20 protein-coding genes and 2 pseudogenes are annotated in these 21,290 nt (G+C 71.8%); 6 read left to right on the top strand and 16 right to left on the bottom strand.

Annotated elements, in window-relative coordinates:
* Positions 1-72: 72 nt before the first annotated feature.
* A complete protein-coding gene (locus IE225_RS00005; protein WP_190055155.1) occupies positions 73-939 on the bottom strand; it encodes an oxidoreductase in 867 nt (288 codons plus the stop codon).
* Positions 940-1,079: 140 nt separating this feature from the next.
* Here IE225_RS00005 and IE225_RS00010 point away from each other — a divergent pair, with 140 nt between their 5' ends.
* A complete protein-coding gene (locus IE225_RS00010; RefSeq protein WP_190055156.1) occupies positions 1,080-2,057 on the top strand; it encodes a helix-turn-helix domain-containing protein in 978 nt (325 codons plus the stop codon).
* Between the two features lie 73 nt (positions 2,058-2,130).
* On the opposite strand, the gene pssA is transcribed toward IE225_RS00010, so the two are convergent.
* The 9 genes from pssA to IE225_RS00055 form a co-directional block, all read right to left on the bottom strand.
* Complete coding sequence (gene pssA / locus IE225_RS00015; RefSeq protein WP_190055654.1) at positions 2,131-2,952, bottom strand: CDP-diacylglycerol--serine O-phosphatidyltransferase; 822 nt, start codon at positions 2,950-2,952, stop codon at positions 2,131-2,133.
* A 22-nt stretch (positions 2,953-2,974) separates the two neighbouring features.
* The gene (locus IE225_RS00020; RefSeq protein WP_190055157.1) at positions 2,975-3,631 is read right to left on the bottom strand and encodes a phosphatidylserine decarboxylase; all 657 of its coding nucleotides are present in this window, start codon (positions 3,629-3,631) and stop codon (positions 2,975-2,977) included.
* A gap of 170 nt (positions 3,632-3,801) precedes the next feature.
* A complete protein-coding gene (locus IE225_RS00025; protein WP_190055158.1) occupies positions 3,802-5,007 on the bottom strand; it encodes an acyl-CoA dehydrogenase family protein in 1,206 nt (401 codons plus the stop codon).
* Between the two features lie 3 nt (positions 5,008-5,010).
* Positions 5,011-5,523, bottom strand: a complete 513-nt coding sequence (locus tag IE225_RS00030; RefSeq protein ID WP_190055159.1) for a MaoC family dehydratase — start codon at positions 5,521-5,523, stop codon at positions 5,011-5,013.
* Positions 5,524-5,527: 4 nt separating this feature from the next.
* Positions 5,528-6,541 (bottom strand): HpcH/HpaI aldolase/citrate lyase family protein, encoded by a 1,014-nt coding sequence (locus IE225_RS00035; protein ID WP_190055160.1) that lies wholly within the window; start codon positions 6,539-6,541, stop codon positions 5,528-5,530.
* Positions 6,538-8,565, bottom strand: coding sequence for an ethylmalonyl-CoA mutase (locus IE225_RS00040; protein WP_190055161.1), 2,028 nt, complete (start codon positions 8,563-8,565; stop codon positions 6,538-6,540). Before IE225_RS00040 ends, IE225_RS00035 begins: the two co-directional genes overlap by 4 nt.
* 10 nt (positions 8,566-8,575) lie before the next feature.
* The gene (ccrA, locus tag IE225_RS00045; RefSeq protein ID WP_190055655.1) at positions 8,576-9,913 is read right to left on the bottom strand and encodes a crotonyl-CoA carboxylase/reductase; all 1,338 of its coding nucleotides are present in this window, start codon (positions 9,911-9,913) and stop codon (positions 8,576-8,578) included.
* 431 nt (positions 9,914-10,344) lie between these two features.
* The gene (locus IE225_RS00050) at positions 10,345-11,181 is read right to left on the bottom strand and encodes a TetR family transcriptional regulator (RefSeq protein WP_190055162.1); all 837 of its coding nucleotides are present in this window, start codon (positions 11,179-11,181) and stop codon (positions 10,345-10,347) included.
* A 139-nt stretch (positions 11,182-11,320) separates the two neighbouring features.
* Entirely contained in the window at positions 11,321-13,138 is a 1,818-nt protein-coding gene (locus tag IE225_RS00055; RefSeq protein ID WP_190055163.1) for a 3-hydroxyacyl-CoA dehydrogenase family protein, read from the bottom strand.
* A 402-nt stretch (positions 13,139-13,540) separates the two neighbouring features.
* Between IE225_RS00055 and IE225_RS00060 the strand changes: the two genes are divergently transcribed.
* Entirely contained in the window at positions 13,541-14,116 is a 576-nt protein-coding gene (locus tag IE225_RS00060) for an adenylosuccinate lyase (RefSeq protein ID WP_190055164.1), read from the top strand.
* Positions 14,117-14,162: 46 nt separating this feature from the next.
* On the opposite strand, the gene IE225_RS00065 is transcribed toward IE225_RS00060, so the two are convergent.
* The 5 genes and pseudogenes from IE225_RS00065 to IE225_RS00085 all read right to left on the bottom strand — a co-directional run bounded on the left by IE225_RS00065 (position 14,163) and on the right by IE225_RS00085 (position 18,011).
* Positions 14,163-14,687 (bottom strand): GNAT family N-acetyltransferase, encoded by a 525-nt coding sequence (locus IE225_RS00065; protein ID WP_190055656.1) that lies wholly within the window; start codon positions 14,685-14,687, stop codon positions 14,163-14,165.
* A 20-nt stretch (positions 14,688-14,707) separates the two neighbouring features.
* On the bottom strand, positions 14,708-15,130 hold the full coding sequence (locus IE225_RS00070; RefSeq protein WP_190055165.1) for a RidA family protein: 423 nt from the start codon (positions 15,128-15,130) through the stop codon (positions 14,708-14,710).
* Between the two features lie 80 nt (positions 15,131-15,210).
* Positions 15,211-16,782 carry an alpha/beta hydrolase gene (locus IE225_RS00075; protein WP_190055166.1) on the bottom strand — a complete coding sequence of 524 codons (1,572 nt, stop codon included), beginning with the start codon at positions 16,780-16,782 and terminating at the stop codon, positions 15,211-15,213.
* 144 nt (positions 16,783-16,926) lie between these two features.
* Positions 16,927-17,244, bottom strand: a pseudogene (locus tag IE225_RS00080) (Rv2578c family radical SAM protein); the annotation flags it as partial.
* A 218-nt stretch (positions 17,245-17,462) separates the two neighbouring features.
* A complete protein-coding gene (locus IE225_RS00085) occupies positions 17,463-18,011 on the bottom strand; it encodes a flavoprotein (protein WP_190055657.1) in 549 nt (182 codons plus the stop codon).
* Positions 18,012-18,129: 118 nt separating this feature from the next.
* On the opposite strand from IE225_RS00085, the gene IE225_RS00090 reads away from it, so the two are divergent.
* The 4 genes and pseudogenes from IE225_RS00090 to IE225_RS33930 all read left to right on the top strand — a co-directional run.
* Positions 18,130-19,320 (top strand): helix-turn-helix domain-containing protein, encoded by a 1,191-nt coding sequence (locus IE225_RS00090; RefSeq protein ID WP_190055167.1) that lies wholly within the window; start codon positions 18,130-18,132, stop codon positions 19,318-19,320.
* Between the two features lie 218 nt (positions 19,321-19,538).
* Positions 19,539-19,925: a DUF6415 family natural product biosynthesis protein gene (locus IE225_RS00095; RefSeq protein ID WP_229879084.1), complete on the top strand. Its 387-nt coding sequence runs from the start codon at positions 19,539-19,541 to the stop codon at positions 19,923-19,925.
* A gap of 253 nt (positions 19,926-20,178) precedes the next feature.
* Positions 20,179-20,472, top strand: coding sequence for a hypothetical protein (locus IE225_RS00100; RefSeq protein ID WP_190055168.1), 294 nt, complete (start codon positions 20,179-20,181; stop codon positions 20,470-20,472).
* Positions 20,472-20,816: pseudogene (locus tag IE225_RS33930) on the top strand (MvdC/MvdD family ATP grasp protein); the annotation flags it as partial. The gene IE225_RS00100 and the pseudogene IE225_RS33930, both read left to right, overlap by 1 nt.
* A gap of 146 nt (positions 20,817-20,962) precedes the next feature.
* Here IE225_RS33930 and IE225_RS33935 read toward each other — a convergent pair.
* The gene (locus IE225_RS33935) at positions 20,963-21,223 is read right to left on the bottom strand and encodes a helix-turn-helix domain-containing protein (protein WP_373303126.1); all 261 of its coding nucleotides are present in this window, start codon (positions 21,221-21,223) and stop codon (positions 20,963-20,965) included.
* Positions 21,224-21,290: the final 67 nt, after the last annotated feature.

The following is a 21,290-nucleotide window of genomic DNA, read 5'->3' on the forward strand; positions in this document are numbered from 1 at the left end:
GTCCGCCCGGACCGGCGGCCGCCCGGACCGCAGCCGTCCGGGCCGGTGTCCGTCCCGGTCCGGGTGTCTCGCTCAGGCGCGGCCGATGCCGTCCAGTTCCTCCAGGGCGTCCGCCGGGAGGGCCAGGTCGGCCGCCGCGATGTTCTCGTGGAGGTGGGCCACCGACGAGGTGCCGGGGATCAGGGCGATGGCCGGGGAGCGGTGGAGCAGCCAGGCCAGGGCCACCTGCTGCGGGGAGGCGCCCAGGCGGGCGGCCACCCTGGTCAGCGTCTCGGACTGCAGGGGGGTGAAGCCGCCCAGGGGGAAGTACGGCACGAAGGCGATGCCCTCCGCGGCGCAGCGGTCGACCAGGGTGTCGTCCTGGCGGTTGGCGAGGTTGTAGAGGTTCTGGACCGTCACGACCGGGGCGATGGCCTGCGCCTCGGTGAGCTGTCTGGCGGACGCGGCGCTCAGGCCGAGGTGGCGGATCAGCCCCTGCTGCCGCAGCTCGGCCAGGGCGCCGAACTGCTCGGCCACGGGCTCCTCGTGCGGTGTGTCGTGGGAGCCGAGACGCAGGTTCACCACGTCCAGGGCGTCCAGACCGAGGTGCCGGAGGTTGTCGTGGACCTGGGCCCTGAGATCGGCCGGGTCCAGGATCTGCCGCCAGCTGCCGTCCTCGCCGCGGCGGGCGCCGACCTTCGTGACGATGCGCAGGTCCTCCGGGTAGGGGTGCAGCGCCTCCCTGATCAGTTCGTTGACGACCGCGGGACCGTAGAAGTCCGCCGTGTCGATGTGGGTGATGCCGGCGTCCACCGCCGCGCGCAGGACCGCGATCGCCGCGTCACGGTCCCGGGGCGGGCCGAAGACGTTCGGCCCGGCGAGCTGCATGGCGCCGTAGCCGACGCGGGTGAGGGTCAGGCCGTCGGCCGGGGTGAGGGTTCCGCCGAGGGATGCGGGCATGTCGTCGTGCCTTTCGCGAGTATGCCGTGGGACGTGCTGCCCCCACCCTGCGTCCGGTCCGCGGGCCGCGGCAGCGCCCCGCCGTTCCTGGGAGTGACAGGGACAGGAACGTCCGGCGGGCACGGCCGTACGGTGAGGGCATGGACACCACGAACGCGCTCGGCGAGTTCCTGCGCGCCCGCCGGGCGCTGGTCCGCCCGGAGGACGTCGGGCTGCGCGGCGGCGGTCTGCGCCGGGTGCCGGGGCTGCGGCGCGAGGAGGTCGCGATGCTCGCCGGCATCAGCTCCGACTACTACCTGCGCCTGGAGCAGGGCCGGGACCGCAATCCGTCGCCGCAGGTGCTGGAGGCCGTCGCCCGGGTGCTGCGGCTGGACGCCGACGCCACCGCGCACCTGATCGGCCTGGCGCGGGCGTCCGGCGCACGCCGGCCGTCGGAGCGGTCGCGCGCCACGGGCCGCGTCCGCGGCGCGGCGGGGCGGGAGACGGTGCCCGTCAGCATCCTGCAGCTCATCGACGGCTGGCCGGACCACCCCGCCTACGTGCAGAACAGGTTCACCGACGTGCTCGCCGTGAACCGCCTGGCCGCCGCCCTGTCCCCGAACTACGCCCCGGGCGTCAACCTGCTCAGGGCGGTCTTCCTCGACCCCGCCGAGCGGGACCTGAGGGACGACTGGGAGGAGACCACGCGGGAGGCGGTGGCCACCCTGCGGGCCCGCGTCGGACCGGACGTGGACCATCCGCGGCTGCGGGAGCTGGTCGGTGAGCTCTCCGTCCGCAGCGACCGCTTCCGCAGCCTGTGGGCCCGCCACGACGTGCTCCCCCGCAGGGGGCTGGTCAGGCGGCTGAACCATCCGCGGGTGGGCGCGCTGGAACTGCGCTCGGACAAGCTGACCGTCGACGGCACCGACGGGCTGACCCTGGTGGTCTTCCACGCCGAGCCCGGCAGCCGCAGCGCGGAGCTGCTGAGGATCCTCGGCAGCCTCGCCGCCTCCCCGGACGGCGAAGGGCCGGGTGGCGGAGCACCGCTCGGCGACGGGCCGCGCGGCGGCGCGGCGGCCGACTCGGAGGCCGGGCCCGCGCCGGAGCGGCCGGTGCGGCGGGAACGGTGGGAGCAGTAGATCCCGCACGGCATGCGCGAGGGGCCCCGGACCGTGCGGTCCGGGGCCCCTCGTACGCTCCTGCGCGCCAGCGCTACGGCAGCTGCGCCGCCCGCGCCTCGCGCCGGTTGTCGCGGAAGTTGTTCACCCGGCGGGCCGTGGCGAACACCGGGATCACCGCGCCGAGCACCAGCTGCAGCGCGCAGCCGGTCTGCAGCAGCAGCTGGCCGCTGGGGGCGTCGAAGGCCCACGCCGCCAGCAGACCCATCGACAGCACGATCCACGACAGCATCGCCACCGCCAGGCGGCCGCGCGGCTTGGGGTACTCCACCCGGCTCACCATCAGCCAGGCGGTGCCGAGGATCGCCAGCAGCGTGGCGAAGAACGGCAGCTCCAGCAGGACGATCGAGACGACCGTCAGCGCGCCGAAGGGGCTTGGCATGCCCTGGAACATGCCGTCCTTCATCGTCACGCAGGAGAACCGCGCCAGTCTGAGCACCACCGCCAGCAGCACCACCACCGCGCCCAGCGCCGCCACCCGCTGGTGGGCGTCGTCCGCGACCATGCCGTAGACGAGGACGAAGTACGCCGGGGCCAGGCCGAAGCTGATCAGGTCGGACAGGTTGTCCAGCTCGGCGCCCATGGGGGAGGAGCGCAGCTTGCGCGCCACCAGGCCGTCGAACAGGTCGAACACGGCCGCGCACAGCATCAGGATCACGGCCGTGGCCGCGCTGTGCCGGGCCATGCCCGTGGACTCGTCGTTGCCGGTCAGGTGCGGGATCAGGATGCCGGTGGTGGTGAAGTACACCGCCATGAAGCCGCACGTGGCGTTGCCGAGGGTGAGGGTGTCGGCTATCGACAGCCTCAGCGAGAGGGGCATCTCCTCCTCGTCGTCGTCCTCGGCGGCCTCCGGCACCCAGCCGGTCTGCGTCTGCGGGTCAATCACGGTCAATGCGAGTCACCCCAGCCACGGTCTTCTGGCCGACCTCCACCGCGACCTCGACGCCCTCGGGCAGGTAGAGGTCGACGCGCGAACCGAAGCGGATCAGGCCGATCCGCTCGCCCTGCTCGACCTTGGTGCCCTCGGGCAGGTACGGGACGATGCGGCGGGCCACCGCGCCGGCGATCTGGATCATCTCGATGTCGCCGAGCTCGGTGTCGAAGTGCCAGATCACCCGCTCGTTGTTCTCGCTCTCCTTGTTGAAGGCGGGAACGAAACCGCCGGGCACGTGCTCGACGGACGTCACCGTGCCGGCCAGCGGGGCGCGGTTGACGTGGACGTTGAGCGGGCTCATGAAGATGGCGACGCGGGTGCGGCCGTCCTTCCAGGGCATGATGCTCTGCACCACACCGTCGGCGGGGGAGAGGACCCGGCCCTGGCCGATCTCGCGCTCGGGGTCGCGGAAGAACCACAGCATCCCCGCCGCGAGCGCGGTGGCGGGAACGGCGACGGCCTTGGCGGCGCCGGAGCGGCGGGCGCGGGCCAGGCTGACGGCTGCGGTGGCGACGGTCGGCAGAAGCCACGGCGATGCTCCGCGCGCGAGGCGTACGCCGACTCGGCTGTCGCGTGGTGCAGAGGTTTGGCTGTGGGGCATGGATGACCTTCGTAGCGGATGATGCCGCGCTTCTGACGGGGGACGGCGGCTTTCCGCGATCGTAGCGGCTAACGGCCGCAACTGGGTAAGCCGGGAAGACGAGTCGGCGGCCGAAGCGTGCCCACGGGGTGTGATCTTCTTCTCGAAGAAAACACCCCGTAGCAGGTCATTCAGCCCTGGAAGCGGTACTCCTCGAGCAGCCGCCGCCCAATGATCATTTTCTGGATCTCGGCGGTCCCTTCACCGATCAGCAGCATCGGCGCCTCCCGGTAGAGGCGCTCGATCTCGTACTCCTTGGAGAAGCCGTAGCCGCCGTGGATCCGGAAGGCGTCCTCCACGACCTCCTTGCAGTACTCGGAGGCGAGGTACTTCGCCATGCCGGCCTCGAGGTCGTTGCGCTGACCGGAGTCCTTCTTGCGGGCCGCGTTGACCATCATCGCATGCGCGGCCTCGACCTTCGTGGCCATCTCCGCCAGCTTGAACTGGATCGCCTGGTGCTGGGCGATGGGCTTGCCGAAGGTGTGCCGCTGCTGGGCGTAGGCGACGGCGAGCTCGAAGGCGCGCTGCGCGACGCCGCAGCCACGCGCCGCGACGTTGACGCGGCCCACCTCGACACCGTCCATCATCTGGTAGAAGCCGCGCCCGGTGACCCCGCCGAGCACCCGGTCGGCGGGAATCCGCAGGCCGTCCATGATGAGCTCGGTGGTGTCGACCCCCTTGTAGCCCATCTTCTCGATCTTGCCGGGGATGGTGAGACCGGGGCGGACCTCGCCGAAGCCGGGCTCCTTCTCCACCAGGAAGGTGGTCATGGACTTGTGCGGCGGCGTGCCCTCGGGGTGACCTTCGTCACTGCGGACCAGGACGGCGACGAGCGAGGACGTGCCGCCGTTGGTCAGCCACATCTTCTGGCCGGTCAGGACGTACTCGTCGCCGTCCTTCACCGCCTTGGAGGTGATCGCCGACACGTCGGAGCCCAGGCCCGGCTCCGACATGGAGAAGGCGCCGCGGATCTCGCCGGCCGCCATCTTCGGCAGGAAGTAGTCCTTCTGCTCCTGCGTGCCGTGCTGCTTGAGCATGTACGCCACAATGAAGTGGGTGTTGATGATGCCGGACACCGACATCCAGCCGCGGGCGATCTCCTCCACGCACAGCGCGTACGTCAGGAGGGACTCGCCCAGACCCCCGTACTCCTCGGGGATCATCAGGCCGAACAGGCCGAGCTCCTTCAGGCCGTCGACGATCTGCTGCGGGTACTCGTCGCGGTGCTCCAGCTCGGTGGCGACCGGGATGATCTCCTTGTCGACGAAGTCCCGGACGGTGGAGACGATCTCCTGCTGCACGTCGGTCAGACCGGCGGTCTGGGCGAGACGGGCCATGGCCTACTTCTCCTGCTGCTTCGGTTCCGGGCGGCCCGGCTGCTCGCCGCCGCGCTCCTTGATGTACGTCTCGGTGGGCACCATCACCTTGCGGCGGAAGACGCACACCAGGGTGCCGTCCTGCTTGTAGCCCCTGGTCTCGACGTGGACGATGCCGCGGTCGTTCTTCGACTTCGACGGCCACTTGTCCAGCACGGTCGTCTCGCCGTAGATCGTGTCGCCGTGGAAGGTCGGCGCCACGTGCTTGAGCGACTCGATCTCCAGGTTGGCGATGGCCTTGCCGGAGATGTCCGGCACGGACATGCCGAGCAGGAGCGAGTAGACGTAGTTGCCCACCACCACGTTCCGGCCGAAGTCCGTCGTCTTCTCGGCGTAGTGGGCGTCCATGTGGAGCGGGTGGTGGTTCATGGTCAGGAGGCAGAACAGGTGGTCGTCGTACTCCGTGACCGTCTTGCCCGGCCAGTGCTTGTACGTCGCGCCGACCTCGAACTCCTCGTAGGTCCGTCCGAACTGCATGCGCTCACGCCTCCGGGATCTCGAACTTGCTGGTGCGCTGCATGCCGGCGGCGCGGCCCTTGCCCGCGATGACCAGCGCCATCTTGCGGCTGGCCTCGTCGATCATCTCGTCGCCGAGCATCGCGGAGCCCTTCTTGCCGCCCGCCTCGGACGTGTAGTACTCGTACGCGTCCAGGATCAGCTCGGCGTGGTCGTAGTCCTCCTGCGAGGGGGAGAAGACCTCGTTGGCGGCGTCGACCTGGCCGGGGTGCAGCACCCACTTGCCGTCGAAGCCGAGCGCGGCGGCGCGCCGGGCGACCTCGCGGAAGCCGTCGACGTTGCGGATCTGCAGGTAGGGGCCGTCGATCGCCTGGAGGTTGTGGGCGCGGGCGGCCATGAGGATCTTCATCAGGATGTAGTGGTAGGCGTCCGCCGGGTAGCCGGGCGGCTGCTCGCCGACCACCAGCGACTTCATGTTGATCGACGCCATGAAGTCGGCCGGGCCGAAGATGATCGTCTCCAGGCGGGGGGAGGCCTGCGCGATCGCGTTGACGTTGTTCAGGCCCTGCGCGTTCTCGATCTGCGCCTCGATGCCGATGCGGCCGACCTCGAAGCCCATCGTCTTCTCGATCTGGGTCAGCAGCAGGTCCAGGGCGACGACCTGCTCGGCGTTCTGCACCTTCGGCAGCATGATGCAGTCCAGGTTCGGGCCCGCGCCCTCGACCACCGTCACGACGTCGCGGTACGTCCACTCCGTCGTCCAGTCGTTCACCCGCACGACCCTGGTCTTGCCGCTCCAGTCGCCCTCGTTCAGGAACTTCACGATCGTGTGCCGCGCCTCGGGCTTGGCCAGCGGCGCGCACGCGTCCTCCAGGTCGAGGAAGACCTGGTCGGCGGGGAGGCCCTGGGCCTTCTCCAGGAAGCGCGGGTTGCTTCCCGGTACGGCGAGACAGGAGCGCCGCGGGCGAAGGCGGTTGAAGGGGTGCGCGGCGGAGCCGCCCGTTGGAAGGGCGGTGGTGGGCGACGGGCGGGCAGTCATGCGGGGACCTCCAGAGGGTCGAGCTTGTTCGCTTTCCGGATCTCGTCGACGATGCGGCCGATGATTCCGGTGATGTCGAAGTCCTTCGGGGTGAAGACCGCGGCCACTCCGGCGGCTCGCAGCTGTTCGGCGTCACCGCTGGGGATGATGCCACCTGCGATCACCGGTATATCTGTGGCACCGGCCACACGCAGCCGCTGCAGCACGTCCGGCACCAGCTGGGCGTGCGAGCCGGAGAGGATCGACAGGCCGACCGCGTGCACGTCCTCGGCGAGGGCGGCGTCCACGATCTGCTCCGGGGTGAGCCGGATGCCCTGGTAGACCACCTCGAAGCCGGCGTCGCGGGCGCGCACGGCGATCTGCTCGGCGCCGTTGGAGTGCCCGTCCAGGCCGGGCTTGCCGACCAGGAAACGCAGCTTGCCCACCCCGAGGTCGCGGGCGGTCCGCTCCACCCGGCGGCGCACCTCGGCGAGCCTGGTGCCCTCCTGCGCGGTGACCGCGACGGGCGCGGAGGAGACGCCGGTGGGGGCCCGGTACTCGCCGAACACCTCGCGCAGCGCCCCGGCCCACTCGCCGGTGGTGACGCCGGCGCGGGCGCACTCCAGGGTGGCCTCCATGAGGTTCTCGGTGCCCTTCGCGGCCTCCTTGAGGCGCTCCAGCGCCTTGCAGGGCCGCGGGTGGTTGAACGGCGGCTGGTAGCGGGTGTCCCGCCAGTGCCGCAGCGACTCCACCACGCGGGCCTCGACCGCCGGGTCCACCGTCTGGATGGCGGTGTCCAGGTCGGCGGTGAGCGGGTTGGGCTCGGTGGTCTCGAAGATGTTGACGCCGACGATCTTCTCCTCGCCGGACTCGATCCGGGCCCGGCGCTCGGCGTGCGAGGCGACGAGCTGCGACTTGAGGTAGCCGGACTCGACGGCGGCCAGCGCGCCGCCCATCTCCTGGATGTGCCCGATCTCGGCGAAGGCCGCCTCGACCAGCTCGTCCACCTTCGCCTCGATCACCTTCGAGCCGTCGAAGATGTCGTCGTACTCCAAAAGGTCGCTCTCGTAGGCCAGCACCTGCTGGATGCGCAGCGACCACTGCTGGTCCCAGGGGCGGGGCAGGCCCAGGGCCTCGTTCCAGGCGGGCAGCTGCACGGCCCGCGCGCGGGCGTTCTTCGACAGGGTCACGGCCAGCATCTCCAGGACGATCCGCTGGACGTTGTTCTCCGGCTGCGCCTCGGTCAGGCCGAGCGAGTTCACCTGGACGCCGTAGCGGAAGCGGCGGTGCTTGGGGTCCTGGATGCCGTACCGCTCCCGCGTGATGCGGTCCCAGATGCGGCCGAAGGCGCGCATCTTGCACATCTCCTCGACGAAGCGGACGCCCGCGTTGACGAAGAAGGAGATGCGGCCCACGACGTCGCCCATGCGCTCCTGCGGCACCTGGCCGGAGTCGCGCACCGCGTCCAGCACGGCGATCGCCGTCGACATCGCGTACGCGATCTCCTGGACCGGGGTGGCGCCCGCCTCCTGCAGGTGGTAGCTGCAGATGTTGATCGGGTTCCACTTCGGCATGTGGGTGACCGTGTACGCGATCAGGTCGGTGGTCAGCCGCAGGCTGGGGCCGGGCGGGAACACGTGGGTGCCCCGCGACAGGTACTCCTTGACGATGTCGTTCTGGGTGGTCCCCTGGAGCTTGCTGATGTCGGCGCCCTGCTCCTCGGCGACCACCTGGTACAGCGCCAGCAGCCACATGGCGGTGGCGTTGATGGTCATGGAGGTGTTCATCTGCTCCAGGGGGATGTCCTGGAACAGGCGGCGCATGTCACCGAGGTGGGCGACGGGGACCCCGACCCGGCCGACCTCGCCGCGGGCGAGGACGTGGTCGGGGTCGTAGCCGGTCTGCGTGGGCAGGTCGAAGGCGACCGACAGGCCGGTCTGGCCCTTGGCGAGGTTGCGCCGGTACAGCTCGTTGGACGCCTCGGCCGTGGAGTGGCCGGCGTACGTCCGCATGAGCCACGGGCGGTCCTTCTTCCGTTCGGTCATGGCGGATGCCTCAGACGTTCCGGAAGCGGTTGATGGCGTCGATGTGCTTGGCGCGCATCTCCTCGTCGCGCACGCCCAGGCCCTCGGTGGGGGCCAGGCACAGCACGCCGACCTTGCCCTGGTGCAGGTTGCGGTGCACGTCGTAGGCGGCCTGGCCGGTCTCCTCCAGCGGGTACACCTTCGACAGCGTCGGGTGGATCTTGCCCTTGGCGATGAGGCGGTTGGCCTCGTAGGCCTCGCGGTAGTTGGCGAAGTGCGAGCCGATGATGCGCTTCAGGGACATCCACAGGTAGCGGTTGTCGTACTGGTGCAGGTAGCCCGACGTCGACGCGCAGGTGACGATCGTGCCGCCCTTGCGGGTGACGTAGACGGAGGCGCCGAAGGTCTCCCGGCCGGGGTGCTCGAAGACGATGTCGACGTCCTCGCCGCCGGTCAGCTCGCGGATGCGCTTGCCGAACCGCTTCCACTCCTTCGGGTCCTGGGTGTTCTCGTCCTTCCAGAACTTGTAGTCCTCGGCGGTGCGGTCGATGATCAGCTCGGCGCCCATCTTCCGGCAGATCTCCGCCTTCTGCGGGGAGGAGACCACGCAGATCGGGGTGGCGCCGCCGGCCAGGGCGAACTGGGTGGCGTAGGAGCCCAGGCCGCCGGAGGCGCCCCAGATCAGGACGTTGTCGCCCTGCTTCATCTGGGCGCCGTTGCGGGAGACCAGCTGGCGGTAGGCGGTGGAGTTGACCAGGCCGGGGGCCGCGGCCTCCTCCCAGGTGAGGTGCTTGGGCTTGGGCATCAGCTGGTTGCTCTTGACCAGGGCGATCTCCGCCAGGCCGCCGAAGTTGGTCTCGAAGCCCCAGATGCGCTGCTCGGGGTCGAGCATGGTGTCGTCGTGGCCGTCCGGCGACTCCAGCTCGACGGAGAGGCAGTGCGCCACGACCTCGTCGCCGGGCTTCCAGGCATTCACGCCCGGGCCGGTGCGCAGCACGACGCCCGCGAGGTCGGAGCCGATGATGTGGTACGGCAGGTCGTGCCGCTTGGTCAGCGGCGACAGCTTGCCGTAGCGCTCCAGGAAGGCGAAGGTCGGCACCGGCTCGAAGATCGAGGTCCACACCGAGTTGTAGTTGACCGAGGAGGCCATGACGGCCACCAGAGCCTCGCCCGGGCCGAGTTCGGGCACCGGGACCTCGTCCAGGTGGATCGACTTGCGCGGGTCCTTCTCACGGGTGGGCATCCCCGCGAACATCTCGACCTCGTCCTTGTGGACGGTGATCGCGCGGTACGACTCGGGGAGCGGCAGAGCGGCGAAGTCGGCCGAGGTGGAGTCGGGCGACTGGATCGCGTCCAGGATGTCCTTCACGGTCACGTGTGCCTCCGGCGGTGGGCGCCCCCCGGGAGGGACGCCGAGGGGTGCGTCGAGTGCTGAGGGTTGCTGCTGGGTGAGGGTGTGCCGTCGGTTCGGCGGTGGTGCTGTGGCGGCGCTTTGTGGCGCGAGGGTTGCCTGTGACGCAGGCGTCCGGACACGCGGGCCGTGAGGTCCGCGGGGACAGCCCGGACAGCCTCAAGGTATGGCACGGTGTGTCAACTGACAAGGCACTGCGTGCCAGAAATTGCTCTCAGATGAAATCTTTACTTAACAAATGAGCGATGATCGATCAAATCTACTTTCGAGTAGAGGGAGGAAGCCCACAAAGCGCAGGGCCGGAAGCGGCACTCAGTGTCGCTTCCGGCCCTGCGCGCTTCCGGCCCTGTGTCGCTCTCGGCTCTTCGCCGGTGTCTGTCCCGCTGCGGCTACGAGCGGTCCTTCAGCGCCTGCTCGATGGTCCGCATCACCTCGTCCAGCGGGGCGTCCGTGCGGGCCACGGCCACCAGGACCTCGCCCTGCCCGGTGACCGCGGCCGGCTCCGCCCCCGGCTCCTGCGGGGCCTGTCGCCCGATGCCGATGCCCGCGCCGAAGGTCCGCCGCACGATCGCGAAGGCGTGGTCGAGCTGGGCCTCCACGTCGCCCTGGCCGCCGGCCCGCAGCCAGCGGCGCAGCACGTGGTTGTGGGCGGTGACGACGGCGGAGGCGGCGACCTCGGCGAGCAGCGGGTCGTCGTTGGCGTCGTCGGCGTGCGCGTGCTCGTCGAAGTGGCCGAGCAGGTAGCGGGTGAAGAGGCGCTCGTAGCGCGCCACGGAGGCGATCTCCGCCTCGCGCAGCGTGGGCACCTCGCGGGTCAGCTTGTAGCGGGCGACCGAGATGTCCGGCCGCGCCGCGTACATCTTCATGACCTCCTTGATGCCGCGGCAGACGGTGTCGAGCGGGTGCTCGTGCGGCGGGGCCGCCTTCAGCACCGCCTCGGCGCGCACCAGGGTGTCGTCGTGGTCGGGGAAGATCGCCTCCTCCTTGGAGCGGAAGTGGCGGAAGAAGGTGCGGCGGGCCACTCCCGCCGCCGCGGCGATCTCGTCGACCGTGGTCGCCTCGTACCCCTTGGTGGCGAACAGCTCCATGGCCGCGGCCGCCAGTTCGCGGCGCATCTTCAGCCGCTGGGCGGCGGCACGGCTGCCTGCGGCGCTCTCCGGCGTGTCGGGCGCGGCGGGTGTACGTGAGGACTTGGCGGGCTGGGACATGCCCCGAACGTACTGCATCCGCGCAGCGTGATGCGCGGACCCGGGGCTTGCCCCGCCCGCGCCGGGCGGGGCAAGCCCCGGGGCGGGCGGGGTGCCGGCGGCCGGGTCCAGCAGCCCGCCCCAGTGCGCGGCGCTCCGCGTCCGCTCGCCGGGCCGGTCAGCGCTTGGCATATTCGCGGAAGCCGCGGCCGGTCTTGCGGCCGAGGCAGCCCGCGGCCACCAGGTGCTCCAGGAGCGGGGCCGGGGCCAGGCCCGGGTCGCGGAACTCCTCGTGCAGGACCTTCTCGATGGCCAGCGACACGTCCAGGCCGACCACGTCCAGCAGCTCGAACGGGCCCATCGGGTAGCCGCCGCCCAGCTTCATCGCGGTGTCGATGTCGTCGAGGGAGGCGTAGTGCTCCTGGACCATCTTGACCGCGTTGTTGAGGTACGGGAACAGCAGCGCGTTGACGATGAACCCGGCCCGGTCGCCGCAGTCCACGGCGTGCTTGCGGATCTTCCCGCACACCTCGCGGACCGTGGCGTGCACGTCGTCGGCGGTGAGCACGGTGCGCACGACCTCGACGAGCTTCATGGCCGGCGCCGGGTTGAAGAAGTGCATGCCGATCACGTCCCGCGGGCGGGAGGTGGCGCGGGCGCAGGCGACGACGGGCAGCGAGGAGGTGGTGGTGGCGAGCACCGCGCCGGGCTTGCAGACCTTGTCCAGCGTGGCGAACAGCTGCCGCTTGACCTCCAGGTCCTCGGCCACCGCCTCCACCGCCAGGTCGACGTCGGCGAAGTCGTCACAGGTGCCGGTCGGGGTGATGCGGTCCAGGGCCTGCGCGGCCGCCTCGGCGGTCAGCCGGCCCTTGTCGACGCTGCGGGAGAGGGACTTGCCGATCCGGGCCTTGGCGGCCCGCGCCTTCTCCTCGCTGCGCGCGGCCAGCACCACCTCGTAGCCGGCCTTGGCGAAGACCTCGGCGATGCCGGAGGCCATGGTGCCGGAGCCGGCGACGCCGACGGAGCGGACCGGGCGGCCGGGGGTGCGCGGGCCGTCCTCGCGCGGGGTGAGGTCGTCCGGCACCACCGTGCCGCTGCCGGGCGCCTCGTAGGTGTAGAAGCCGCGGCCCGCCTTGCGTCCCGTCAGGCCGGCCTCGCTGAGCTGCTTCAGGATGGGCGCGGGGGCGTGCAGGCGGTCGTGCGAGGCGGCGTACATGGCCTCCAGGACCGTGCGCGCGGTGTCGATGCCGATCAGGTCCAGCAGTGCCAGCGGGCCCATCGGCAGCCCGCAGCCCAGCCGCATCGCCGCGTCGATGTCCTCGCGGGAGGCGTAGCGCGACTCGTACATCGCCGCGGCCTGGTTGAGGTAGCCGAACAGCAGCCCGTCGGCGATGAAACCGGGCCGGTCGCCGATGGAGACGGGCTCCTTGCCGAGGTCGAGGACGAGGTCGGTGACCGCGGCCACGGCCTGCGGCGCGGTCAGCACCGAGGAGGCGATCTCCACCAGCCTCATGGCCGGCGCCGGGTTGAAGAAGTGCAGGCCCAGCACCCGTTCCGGGCGGGCGGAGTCGGCGGCCAGGCGCGTGACCGAGAGCGCGTTGGTGCCGGTGGCCAGGATGGTCTCCGGCCGCACGATGCCGTCCAGTTCGCGGAAGATCTGCTGCTTGAGCTCGTACGACTCCGGCACGACCTCGACGACCAGGTCGGCGCCGGCCGCGGCCGCGAGGTCGGTGGAGGTGGTCACGCGGGCGAGGGTGCGCGCACGCTCCTCCTCGGTGAGGCGGCCGCGCTCGACGGCGCGGGCGGTGGAGGCCTCCAGGGCGGCGACGCAGCGGGCGGCGGCGGTCTCGCTGACGTCGATGCCGATCACGTCGCGGCCGGCCCGGGCCAGGACCTCGGCGATGCCGGTACCCATGGTGCCGAGGCCGACGACGGCGACGGTCCGCAGGGGCGATGCGGCGGGGGACAGGGAAGTGTCGGACTGGGGAGTGGCCATCGCGGGACTCCAGGCAGGGATGAGGGTGACGACGAAAGGGCCGCCGGGGTGCGCCGGAGCGCACCCCGGGAGCGGCGAGGAGTGCGGGTGTGGGTGGGCCGGGCTACGAGCGCACACGCCCGGTGCCGTCGGGGTCCGCACTCGGCGGGGCCGAAGCGGGGGCGCGCACACGCCCGTTCCGACGGCGGGAAACCGACCGGCCCTGTCCCGGAGCCGGGTCGTACAGCGGTACCAGGTACCGAACCGAACAGCGTCGCGGCGGCCGCGTCACCAGACCGCAGCGAGCAGAAGTGCGAGGGGGTAACTCGCTCGTCTGAGCTTAACCGGCTGGTAACGAGCGCGCCACCCCCTGAGTTTGTGATCTGGCTCCCGCCCCGCCCGCCCCGCCCCTACGCTCGAGACATGGACGAAGAGTTGCGCTCGCTCACGGAGCGCTTACGGCGGGAGTCGGGCGGTTCGGCGGCCTGCGAGCGCCTGGCGGCCACCGGGGACCTCGACGAGCTGGCCGGCGTGCTCACGGCGCCCGGACAGCCGCTGTGGGCGCGGGAACTGGCCGCGTTCCGGCTCGGACTGGCCGGGGACCGGCGCGCCTTCGAGTCCCTCGTGCTCTTCCTCAACCACCGCGACCCGCCGCGCTGCGCCTCCGCCGCGTACGCCCTGGCCCGCCTGCGCGACCCGCGCACCGCCCGCGCGGCGGCGGCCCTCGCCACCAACGAACTGCGCGTCGCCTACGCCCTGCACCCCGTCCGCCTGCTCGTGGAACTGCGCGCACCGGAGTCCGTGCCGGCCCTGATCACCACGCTTCGGCGCCGCCTGCGCCCCCACGACCCCCACCGCCGCGTCGCCCTCGCCTGCATCGAGGGCCTCGGCGCGCTGGGCGACGCCCGGGCCCGGCCGGTGCTGACGGAGGCGCTCGCCCACCCGCCCCTGGCCCAGGCCGCCGCCCACGCGCTGAAACGGCTCCCGCAGGCGGGGTGAGGGGCGGGCGCCCGGTGGCGACGGGGGTGGGGGTGGGGGCGCGGGGTCAGGCGCCGGGTGCGGTGACGGGCCGCGCGTGCGGCACCGTCACGGAGCGCACCTCCGGTACGGCGACACCGCCGGCCTCGAAGGCCTCCTCCGCGCCGTCGGGCCAAAAGCCCGCCCGTTCGGAGAAGCGACGGGCGCGGGCGTTGTCCCTCAGCACCCACAGGAACACGCGGGGACGGCCGGCGGCCGAGCAGCGGCGCACCGTCTCGGCGAGCAGCGCGCGTCCCGCGCCGCGGCCCTGGTGCCCGGGGTGGACGTAGAGGGCGTACAGCTCGGCGTCCGCGGTGTGCGCGTCACCGTCCCGGTACGGGCCGAACGCGGCCCAGCCGGTGACCTCGCCCTCCTGCTCGGCGACCAGGTTCACCACCCGGCCGCCGCCCCCGGCCAGGCGCGCCCGGTGCCGGGCGGCGTCCTCGGCCACGTCGAGGCCGTCCAGGTACGCCTGCGGCATCAGGCCCCGGTAGGCGGTCTGCCGGCCGCGCACCCGGATCTCGGCCACTCGGTCGCAGTCGGCGTGCGTCATCTCCCGCACCGGTACGGCGCTCACGTCCCGACCAGGGCCGGCGCCTCGGCCTCCATGAGGAACTCGGGGCGGACCGGGGCCGCCACCTGCGGCGCGGAGGAGGCCGGGAGGCGGTCGTCGGGCAGGTGGGCGGCGCGGGCCTCGCGCAGGGCGGGCAGGTGGGCCATGTCCGTGACGAAGCAGGTGACGAAGCAGGTGACGAAGCAGGTGAGTTCGACGACGTCGTCGAAGCCGGCGCCGGCCGCCGCGAGGCAGCGGCGCAGGTTCTCGAAGACCTGGCGGGCCTGGGCCGCCGGGTCGCCCGCGCCGACCAACTCGCCCGCCTCGTCGAGGGGGAGCCGGCCGGAGACGACGACCAGGCGGCCGGTGCCCGTCACGACGTGCGTGTACGGGGCGGCGGGGGCGACCCCGTCGGGGGCGGTGATCCGGATCGGCGCGCTCATGCGGCCCCTCATGGGCCACGGCACCGACAACGCCCCCGACAGCGCCCCCGACGGGCGGCCGCCCTGCCGCCGGGTACGGCTCAGCCGCGGAAGCCGAGCAGGCCGTGCAGGGTCGAGCCGTGGGCCGGGTGGGCCGCCTTGGCGCTGCTCAGCGGCTTCGGGTCGGGCAGCTTGCGGCACACCGCGTCGACCTCGCCGCGGCCGCGCGGCACGGTGCCGTCGGCCAGGTACTTGGCGAGGTGGGTGTCGAGGCAGGTGTTGCCGCTCAGCGTGATGCCGTGGTTGCCGCCGCCCTGCTCGACCACCAGACTGGAGCGGGCCAGCAGGCGGTGCACGGTGACCCCGCCCTCGTACGGCGTGGCCGCGTCGTCGGTGGCCTGGAACAGCAGGACCGGCGGCAGCTTGGCGTTGGCGACGTTCACCGGCCGCAGCGAGCCGGTCGGCCAGAACGCGCACGGCGCGTTGTACCAGGCGTTGTTCCACGCCATGAACGGCGCCTTGGAGTACACCGCCCAGTTGTCCCGGCGCCACCGGTCCCAGTCGCGCGGCCAGGCGGCGTCCCGGCACTGCACCGCCGTGTAGACGCTGTAGCCGTTGTCGCCGGAGGCGTCGACGGCGGCGAAGTTCTCGTACGCCTCCACCAGCGGGTCGGCTTTCTTGTCGTTCACGTAGGCCGCGAACGCCTCCGCCAGGTAGGGCCAGTAGCCGTTGTAGTACCCGCCGGGGATGAAGGTGTCCTCCAGCTCCGCGGCCCCGACCTTGCCGCCCGCCGGCTTCCTGGCCAGGGCGGCGCGCATCGCGTACCACTTGGCCTCGACCCGCGCCGGGTCGGTGCCCAGGTGGTAGGTCGAGTCGTACTTGGCGATCCACGCCATCAGGGCGCGGTGGCGGTCGTTGAAGGCGTAGTCCTGCCGGAGGTTGTCGCCGTACCAGACACCGGTGGGGTCGACGACGGAGTCCAGCACCAGGCGGCGCACCCGCTCCGGGTAGAGCTTGGCGTACACCGCGCCGAGATAGGTGCCGTAGGAGTAGCCGAAGTAATTGATCTTCCCGGCGCCCAGTGCCCGGCGGATGGAGTCCATGTCCCGCACGGCGTTGAGGGTGTTGATGTGCGGCAGCAGACTCGCGTACTTCGTGCCGCAGGCCCGGGCGAAGGAACGGACGCGCTCCAGGTTGGCCTTCTCCACGGCCGGGGTGGCCGGCACGCTGTCCGGGCGCACGGGGTTGAAGTGGCCCGGCTTGCAGTCGAGGGCGGGCTTGCTGTCGCCCACCCCGCGCGGGTCGAAGCCGATGACGTCGTACTGCGCCGCGACCGACTTGGGCAGCGAGGAGGCGACGAAACCGGCGAGGGTCAGTCCGCTGCCGCCGGGGCCGCCGGGGTTGACCAGCAGCGGACCCTGCGAGGTCCTGGCGGTGTGCGGGACGCGGGACAGGGCCAGCGTGATCTGCTTCCCGCGCGGGTCGCGGTAGTCCAGCGGCACCTTCACCGACGCGCACTGCAGCGTCGGGTAGTCGGAGGTGGCGCACTTCTTCCAGGTGACGGCGGCCTGCGCGGCGCCCGCGGTCTGCGTGCGCGCCTGGGCGGGCACGGCCGTGACGCATCCGGCCACGACGACGGCGGTACCGCACAGCACCGCTGCGCGTTTTCTCATAGGGCCTCCCGGGACGGAGGGGTCTGCGGACCGTGAGGATCACGGCCCTCGCCGCATCGTCCCGGAAACCGGGCTGCCGAGAACGTGATCTGACAATACTTGACCCAATTGGGTCTCGGTATGCCCTCGAACGCGTCAAATGGCTCAAATTAGGGAAAGTTGGGTCGCTCCGGGCTGTTCGGGAGGGGGCGGGCCGGGGCGTTCGGGAGGTATCGGGCCGGGGCGGCGGACGCGCCGCGGCAGCTCCGCGCGCGTGGGCCCGATGCCGTACTCCTCGGCCGGCTCGTGCACCTGACGCGTGATCCGGCGCTGGTACCACGTGGGCGCGTAGGCGCCGTCCGCGTACAGCCGCTCATAGCGGCGCACCAGGTGCGGGTGGCGCCGCTCCAGCCAGGCCATGAACCACTCGCGGGCGCCCGGCCGCAGGTGCAGGGTCAGCGGCGTGACGGAGGTGGCGCCGGCTGGCGACGGAGGTGGCGCCGGACGACTTCGGCGCCTTCGGGCGGGGGGGGCTTTTCGCATGCCCAAGGGGTTGGGTCACCGCCGCGTCGGTGCGAGCAGGGCGATCTCCCCACCGCCTCGCTGGTGCCCTCCAAGAGGGCCGGTATCTCCCGGGGCCTGATCCCCTGCGCCCTCAGGTGAAGCGGTGTCGCCGCCCTGCCGTTGAACGCAGCAAGGGCTCATTTCGCTCCGGCCGCTTCCTGCGCCGCATCGAGGATCAGGTGCCACGGGTATTCCTTCGGCTTGCCCCGGCCCGGCTGGTTCGGCACGAAGCCGCCCTCGCCATACAGCACCCGCACGCCCATGAGCCGGAGTTCGGCGACGCTCCGCTCGAACTGGCGGTGTCGCACATAGGCCGCGTTCACGCACGGCATGGCCACCATCGGGATGCTCTTGCCGATGCCTTCCGCGATGACGCCCACCACGAAGTCCCGGGTGATGCCGAGCGCCCAGGCGTTGATGGTGTTGAAGGTGGCCGGCGCCACCGCGATCACGTCCGCCTTCGGCCACACGTCCGGCTCGCCGGGCATCTTGTACTCGCTGCGCACCGGATGCCCGGTCAGCCGTTCCAGCTCCGCCAACTGCGGAGCGAGCCAGCGCGCCGCGGTCGGAGTGAGGCCCAGGCACACGTCGAAGCCGCGGGCCCGCGCGTCCTGGACCACCCGTGCGATGTCGAAGACGGGCGGGGCCGCCGAGCCGAACAGGTAGAGCACTCCGGAAGTCGTCATGCCGTCCATCCGACCACACACAACCGCCCCCGCTCACAGAGGAGTCGGGGACGGAACGCCGCACCACGCGGCCGGCCGCGGGTACTGTTCCAAGTGGCTGCTCAGAACGGAGACCAGCATGCCCGCACTGGAGGAAGACCACACGGGCGCGCGCATCGCGGAACAGCGCAAACTCGCCAGACTCACCCAGCGCCAACTGGCCGACCGGCTGCCCTACTCGTACAGCCTGCTCACCCAGGTCGAATGCGGTGCCCGCCCGGCCACAGCCGACTTCGTGGCCGCCTGCGCCAAGGCCCTCAACGTCGACGTGACCGTGCTGACCGGACAGCCGTACGTGACCGAGCTGCAGCGCGACCGGCTCGCCGAGCTCGTGCGGCCGATCCGGGAATCCCTCGACCTGTACGACCTCGGCCCGAACCCAGACCTGACCGTACGGCCCGCCGAGCAGCTCATCGCCGGCGCCGGCACACTGTGTGAAGAGGTCCGGGCCACCCATCTGCGCAAGGCCGCGCGGGACCTGCCCGGCCTCATCGCCGAGCTCACGCACACCGCCTGGTCGACGCCGTCGACCGAGCTGTGGCAGGCGCTCGCCTCCGCCTACCGCACCGCGCACGACATCAGCGTGAAGCTGGGCTACTACGACCTGTCCGCCGTCGCCCTGGACCGGATGGACTGGGCGGCGCAGCGCGCCTCAAACGCCTGCCTGGCCGCCGTACGGCAGTACATGCGCGCCCTGATGTACTTCCGCGAGGGCGAATACCGGATCGGGCAGCGGCTGGTCGCCTCCGGACACAGCGTTGTCGCGCAGGCCGACAAGACCCGGGAGGCGCTGGCGGTCACCGGGCAGCTGCACCTCGGGGCGTCGGTCATCTCGGCGCGGGCCGAGGACGCGGCTGCGGTGAAAGTCCACATCGGTGAGGCGCGCCGGATCGCGAAGCGGATCGGGGACGCCTCCGACGTGCACTGGCTGTCCTTCGGCCCGACCAACGTGGACCTGCACGAGATGTCCGCGGCCGTCGAGATGCGCCAGTACGACGACGCGCTGAAGAAAGCGCGGAAGATCAGCAAGGCGCTCCCGTCGCGCCTGGCCACGTCCCGCCGCGCGCATTTCCTGATCGACCGGGCTCGCACCGAGATGGAAACCGGGAACACCGAGGACGCGCTGAAGTCCCTCGTCGAAGCCCGCAGGGTGGCCCCCGAACAGACGCGCTACCATCCGGCGGCCCGGGAGACCATCACAGGCCTGGTGCACCTGTCCCGACGCACCCCGGACACCCTCAACCACATGGCCGCCTGGATCGGCCTGTAGGACTCTCACCACTCTCACGAAACTGTGAAAGTTGAGCCCCTTTCGAAGAGTCACGCTGGTCTCACACCCAGTCAGTGACGATGAGGGGCAGCGTGATGAGAGAGGCTCACGACACCACGAGCGATGCTCCACAGTCGCCCCGCCCGTCGCAGGGTGCGCCCCGGCAGCCGCGCGAACGACTCCGGGGCCGGCCAACGCTGCTGAGGAGCGTCAACATCATGAACGCTACAGCCCAACCGCCCACCGCGGCAGAGCCGAGGCAGGCTCCGCCGGACATCGACACGATGCGGGCCACCGCGCGCCGCGTCTTCGCCGCCGGGCTCTCCGCTGACGATCTGTCCGCTGACGATCTGGACACGCTCGTGCCGGCGCTGCGCGGGCACGTGCGGTTGCTCATCCCCGAAGTCCAGCAGGCCGCGGAGCGGACTCCGACGGACAGCGTGCAGCGGCACTGCGCCCTGGCCTGCGTCGGTGACGCGCGCGGCAAGCTGCGGCTCGGGGACGGCCGCACGCCGCCCGCCCGCGTGGCCGTGGCGCAGAAGCTCGCCCGCTGCGTCAACGCCCTGTGCGACCACTACACGACCCTGGGCGGCGGGCGGATGTGAGAGCCGGTCCTCGGCCCGGCCGCGTACGTGGTGGCCGTGACCGGCCCGGTCCTCGCCCTGGTGCTCGCGAGGACACCGCACCGACGCACCCCAGGGCGGCCGCTTCGGGTCAGGGCCGCGCCTCAGAGCCTCCGCCCAGCCGGTGTTCCGGAAGACCCGGCGGGGGCGGGGCCGCCCGCCCCGCCGGTGTTCCGCATGGCGTCTGCGGGGCGGGTCGCGCCAGCCACATCACCAGCCTTTGAAGGAGAACAGCATGGCCGTTGCGGACGTGCGGGAAGCCTTCCCGCTCGCGCCCGAAGGAGGGCGCATCCCGCACAGCACGGAGCCGCCGACGGGCGCCGGCACCCGTCCGTGGATTCTGCGTTTCGCCCGCATCCCCGACGCCTCCCAGGCGGTCGTCCCGCCGCTCGCCGTCCACGACGAGCGGCGGCAGGTGTCCGTCGGCCTGTACGGCGGGCCGCTGCCGTACAGGCAGACCCACAAGCCGACCGTCCCGGACGGCAACGTGCAGAACCCGCCGCCGCTCGACGAGGGCACGAAGGACTGATGCCGGTGCCCGCCGTTCTCGTGATCGCAGCCCGCGACGACTGGCCGACCGACCGGGTCGTCAAGGCGCTCACCGACGGCGGCGCGGAGGTGTTCCGCATGGACACCGGCGAGTTCCCCCAGGACCTCACCCTCGCCGGGCGCATCGACGCCCGGCGGGGCTGGTCCGACGGCCTCGCCACCGCGCTGCGAGCCGTCGACCTCGCCGACATCACCGCCGTGTACTACCGCGCCCCGAACGCCTTCGCCTTCCCGCCGGGCATGTCGGGGCCCGAGCAGCGGTTCGCCGCCGCGCAGGCCCGCTCCGGTCTGGGCGGCATCATCACCGCGCTCGACTGCCGGTGGGTGTCCCACCCCGCCGCGATGTCCCGCGCCGAGTACCAGCCGCTCCAGCTCGCCACCGCGCGGGCCTGCGGGCTCACCGTCCCGCCCACCCTCATCACCAACCGGGCCGACGCCGTCCGCGCGTTCGTCGGGGATGGGGGCGGCCGTCATCGACTGGCGCAGCGCCTACGCCTGGCACCTCCCCACCGGGTCACGCTGGCCCCTGCCCGGCTGACCCCCTTCAGCGGCCCCGCTCGTCTGTTTCTCCCGTGGCGGATGGGCGGGGCCTTGCCGGGCCGGTCGACGAAGACGGTGACGGAGACGGTGACGGAGACGGGAGTGTCGAGGGCGGCGGCGATCCGGAGGAAGTCGCTGGAGCGGGGGTCGATCTGGCCGGCCTCGATGCGTTGAAGGGTGCGCCGGTCGATGCCGGTGAGTTCCGCGAAGCGCTCCTGGGGCTGGTTCGCGTGAAGGCGTAGACCCCGATGTCCGGGG

This window comes from Streptomyces echinoruber, from assembly GCF_014651135.1.
In the GTDB taxonomy this organism is placed as follows: Bacteria; Actinomycetota; Actinomycetes; order Streptomycetales; family Streptomycetaceae; genus Streptomyces; species Streptomyces echinoruber.

Excerpts from the sequence above, each read along its gene's own strand:
- IE225_RS00005 (WP_190055155.1), bottom strand. The coding sequence starts at position 939 with ATGCCCGCATCCCTCGGCGGAACCCTCACCCCGGCCGACGGCCTGACC.
- IE225_RS00010 (WP_190055156.1), top strand. The coding sequence starts at position 1,080 with ATGGACACCACGAACGCGCTCGGCGAGTTCCTGCGCGCCCGCCGGGCG.
- IE225_RS00020 (WP_190055157.1), bottom strand. The coding sequence starts at position 3,631 with ATGCCCCACAGCCAAACCTCTGCACCACGCGACAGCCGAGTCGGCGTA.
- IE225_RS00025 (WP_190055158.1), bottom strand. The coding sequence starts at position 5,007 with ATGGCCCGTCTCGCCCAGACCGCCGGTCTGACCGACGTGCAGCAGGAG.
- IE225_RS00030 (WP_190055159.1), bottom strand. The coding sequence starts at position 5,523 with ATGCAGTTCGGACGGACCTACGAGGAGTTCGAGGTCGGCGCGACGTAC.
- IE225_RS00035 (WP_190055160.1), bottom strand. The coding sequence starts at position 6,541 with ATGACTGCCCGCCCGTCGCCCACCACCGCCCTTCCAACGGGCGGCTCC.
- IE225_RS00040 (WP_190055161.1), bottom strand. The coding sequence starts at position 8,565 with ATGACCGAACGGAAGAAGGACCGCCCGTGGCTCATGCGGACGTACGCC.
- IE225_RS00050 (WP_190055162.1), bottom strand. The coding sequence starts at position 11,181 with ATGCAGTACGTTCGGGGCATGTCCCAGCCCGCCAAGTCCTCACGTACA.
- IE225_RS00055 (WP_190055163.1), bottom strand. The coding sequence starts at position 13,138 with ATGGCCACTCCCCAGTCCGACACTTCCCTGTCCCCCGCCGCATCGCCC.
- IE225_RS00060 (WP_190055164.1), top strand. The coding sequence starts at position 13,541 with ATGGACGAAGAGTTGCGCTCGCTCACGGAGCGCTTACGGCGGGAGTCG.
- IE225_RS00065 (WP_190055656.1), bottom strand. The coding sequence starts at position 14,687 with ATGACGCACGCCGACTGCGACCGAGTGGCCGAGATCCGGGTGCGCGGC.
- IE225_RS00070 (WP_190055165.1), bottom strand. The coding sequence starts at position 15,130 with ATGAGCGCGCCGATCCGGATCACCGCCCCCGACGGGGTCGCCCCCGCC.
- IE225_RS00075 (WP_190055166.1), bottom strand. The coding sequence starts at position 16,782 with ATGAGAAAACGCGCAGCGGTGCTGTGCGGTACCGCCGTCGTCGTGGCC.
- IE225_RS00085 (WP_190055657.1), bottom strand. The coding sequence starts at position 18,011 with ATGACGACTTCCGGAGTGCTCTACCTGTTCGGCTCGGCGGCCCCGCCC.
- IE225_RS00090 (WP_190055167.1), top strand. The coding sequence starts at position 18,130 with ATGCCCGCACTGGAGGAAGACCACACGGGCGCGCGCATCGCGGAACAG.
- IE225_RS00095 (WP_229879084.1), top strand. The coding sequence starts at position 19,539 with ATGAACGCTACAGCCCAACCGCCCACCGCGGCAGAGCCGAGGCAGGCT.
- IE225_RS00100 (WP_190055168.1), top strand. The coding sequence starts at position 20,179 with ATGGCCGTTGCGGACGTGCGGGAAGCCTTCCCGCTCGCGCCCGAAGGA.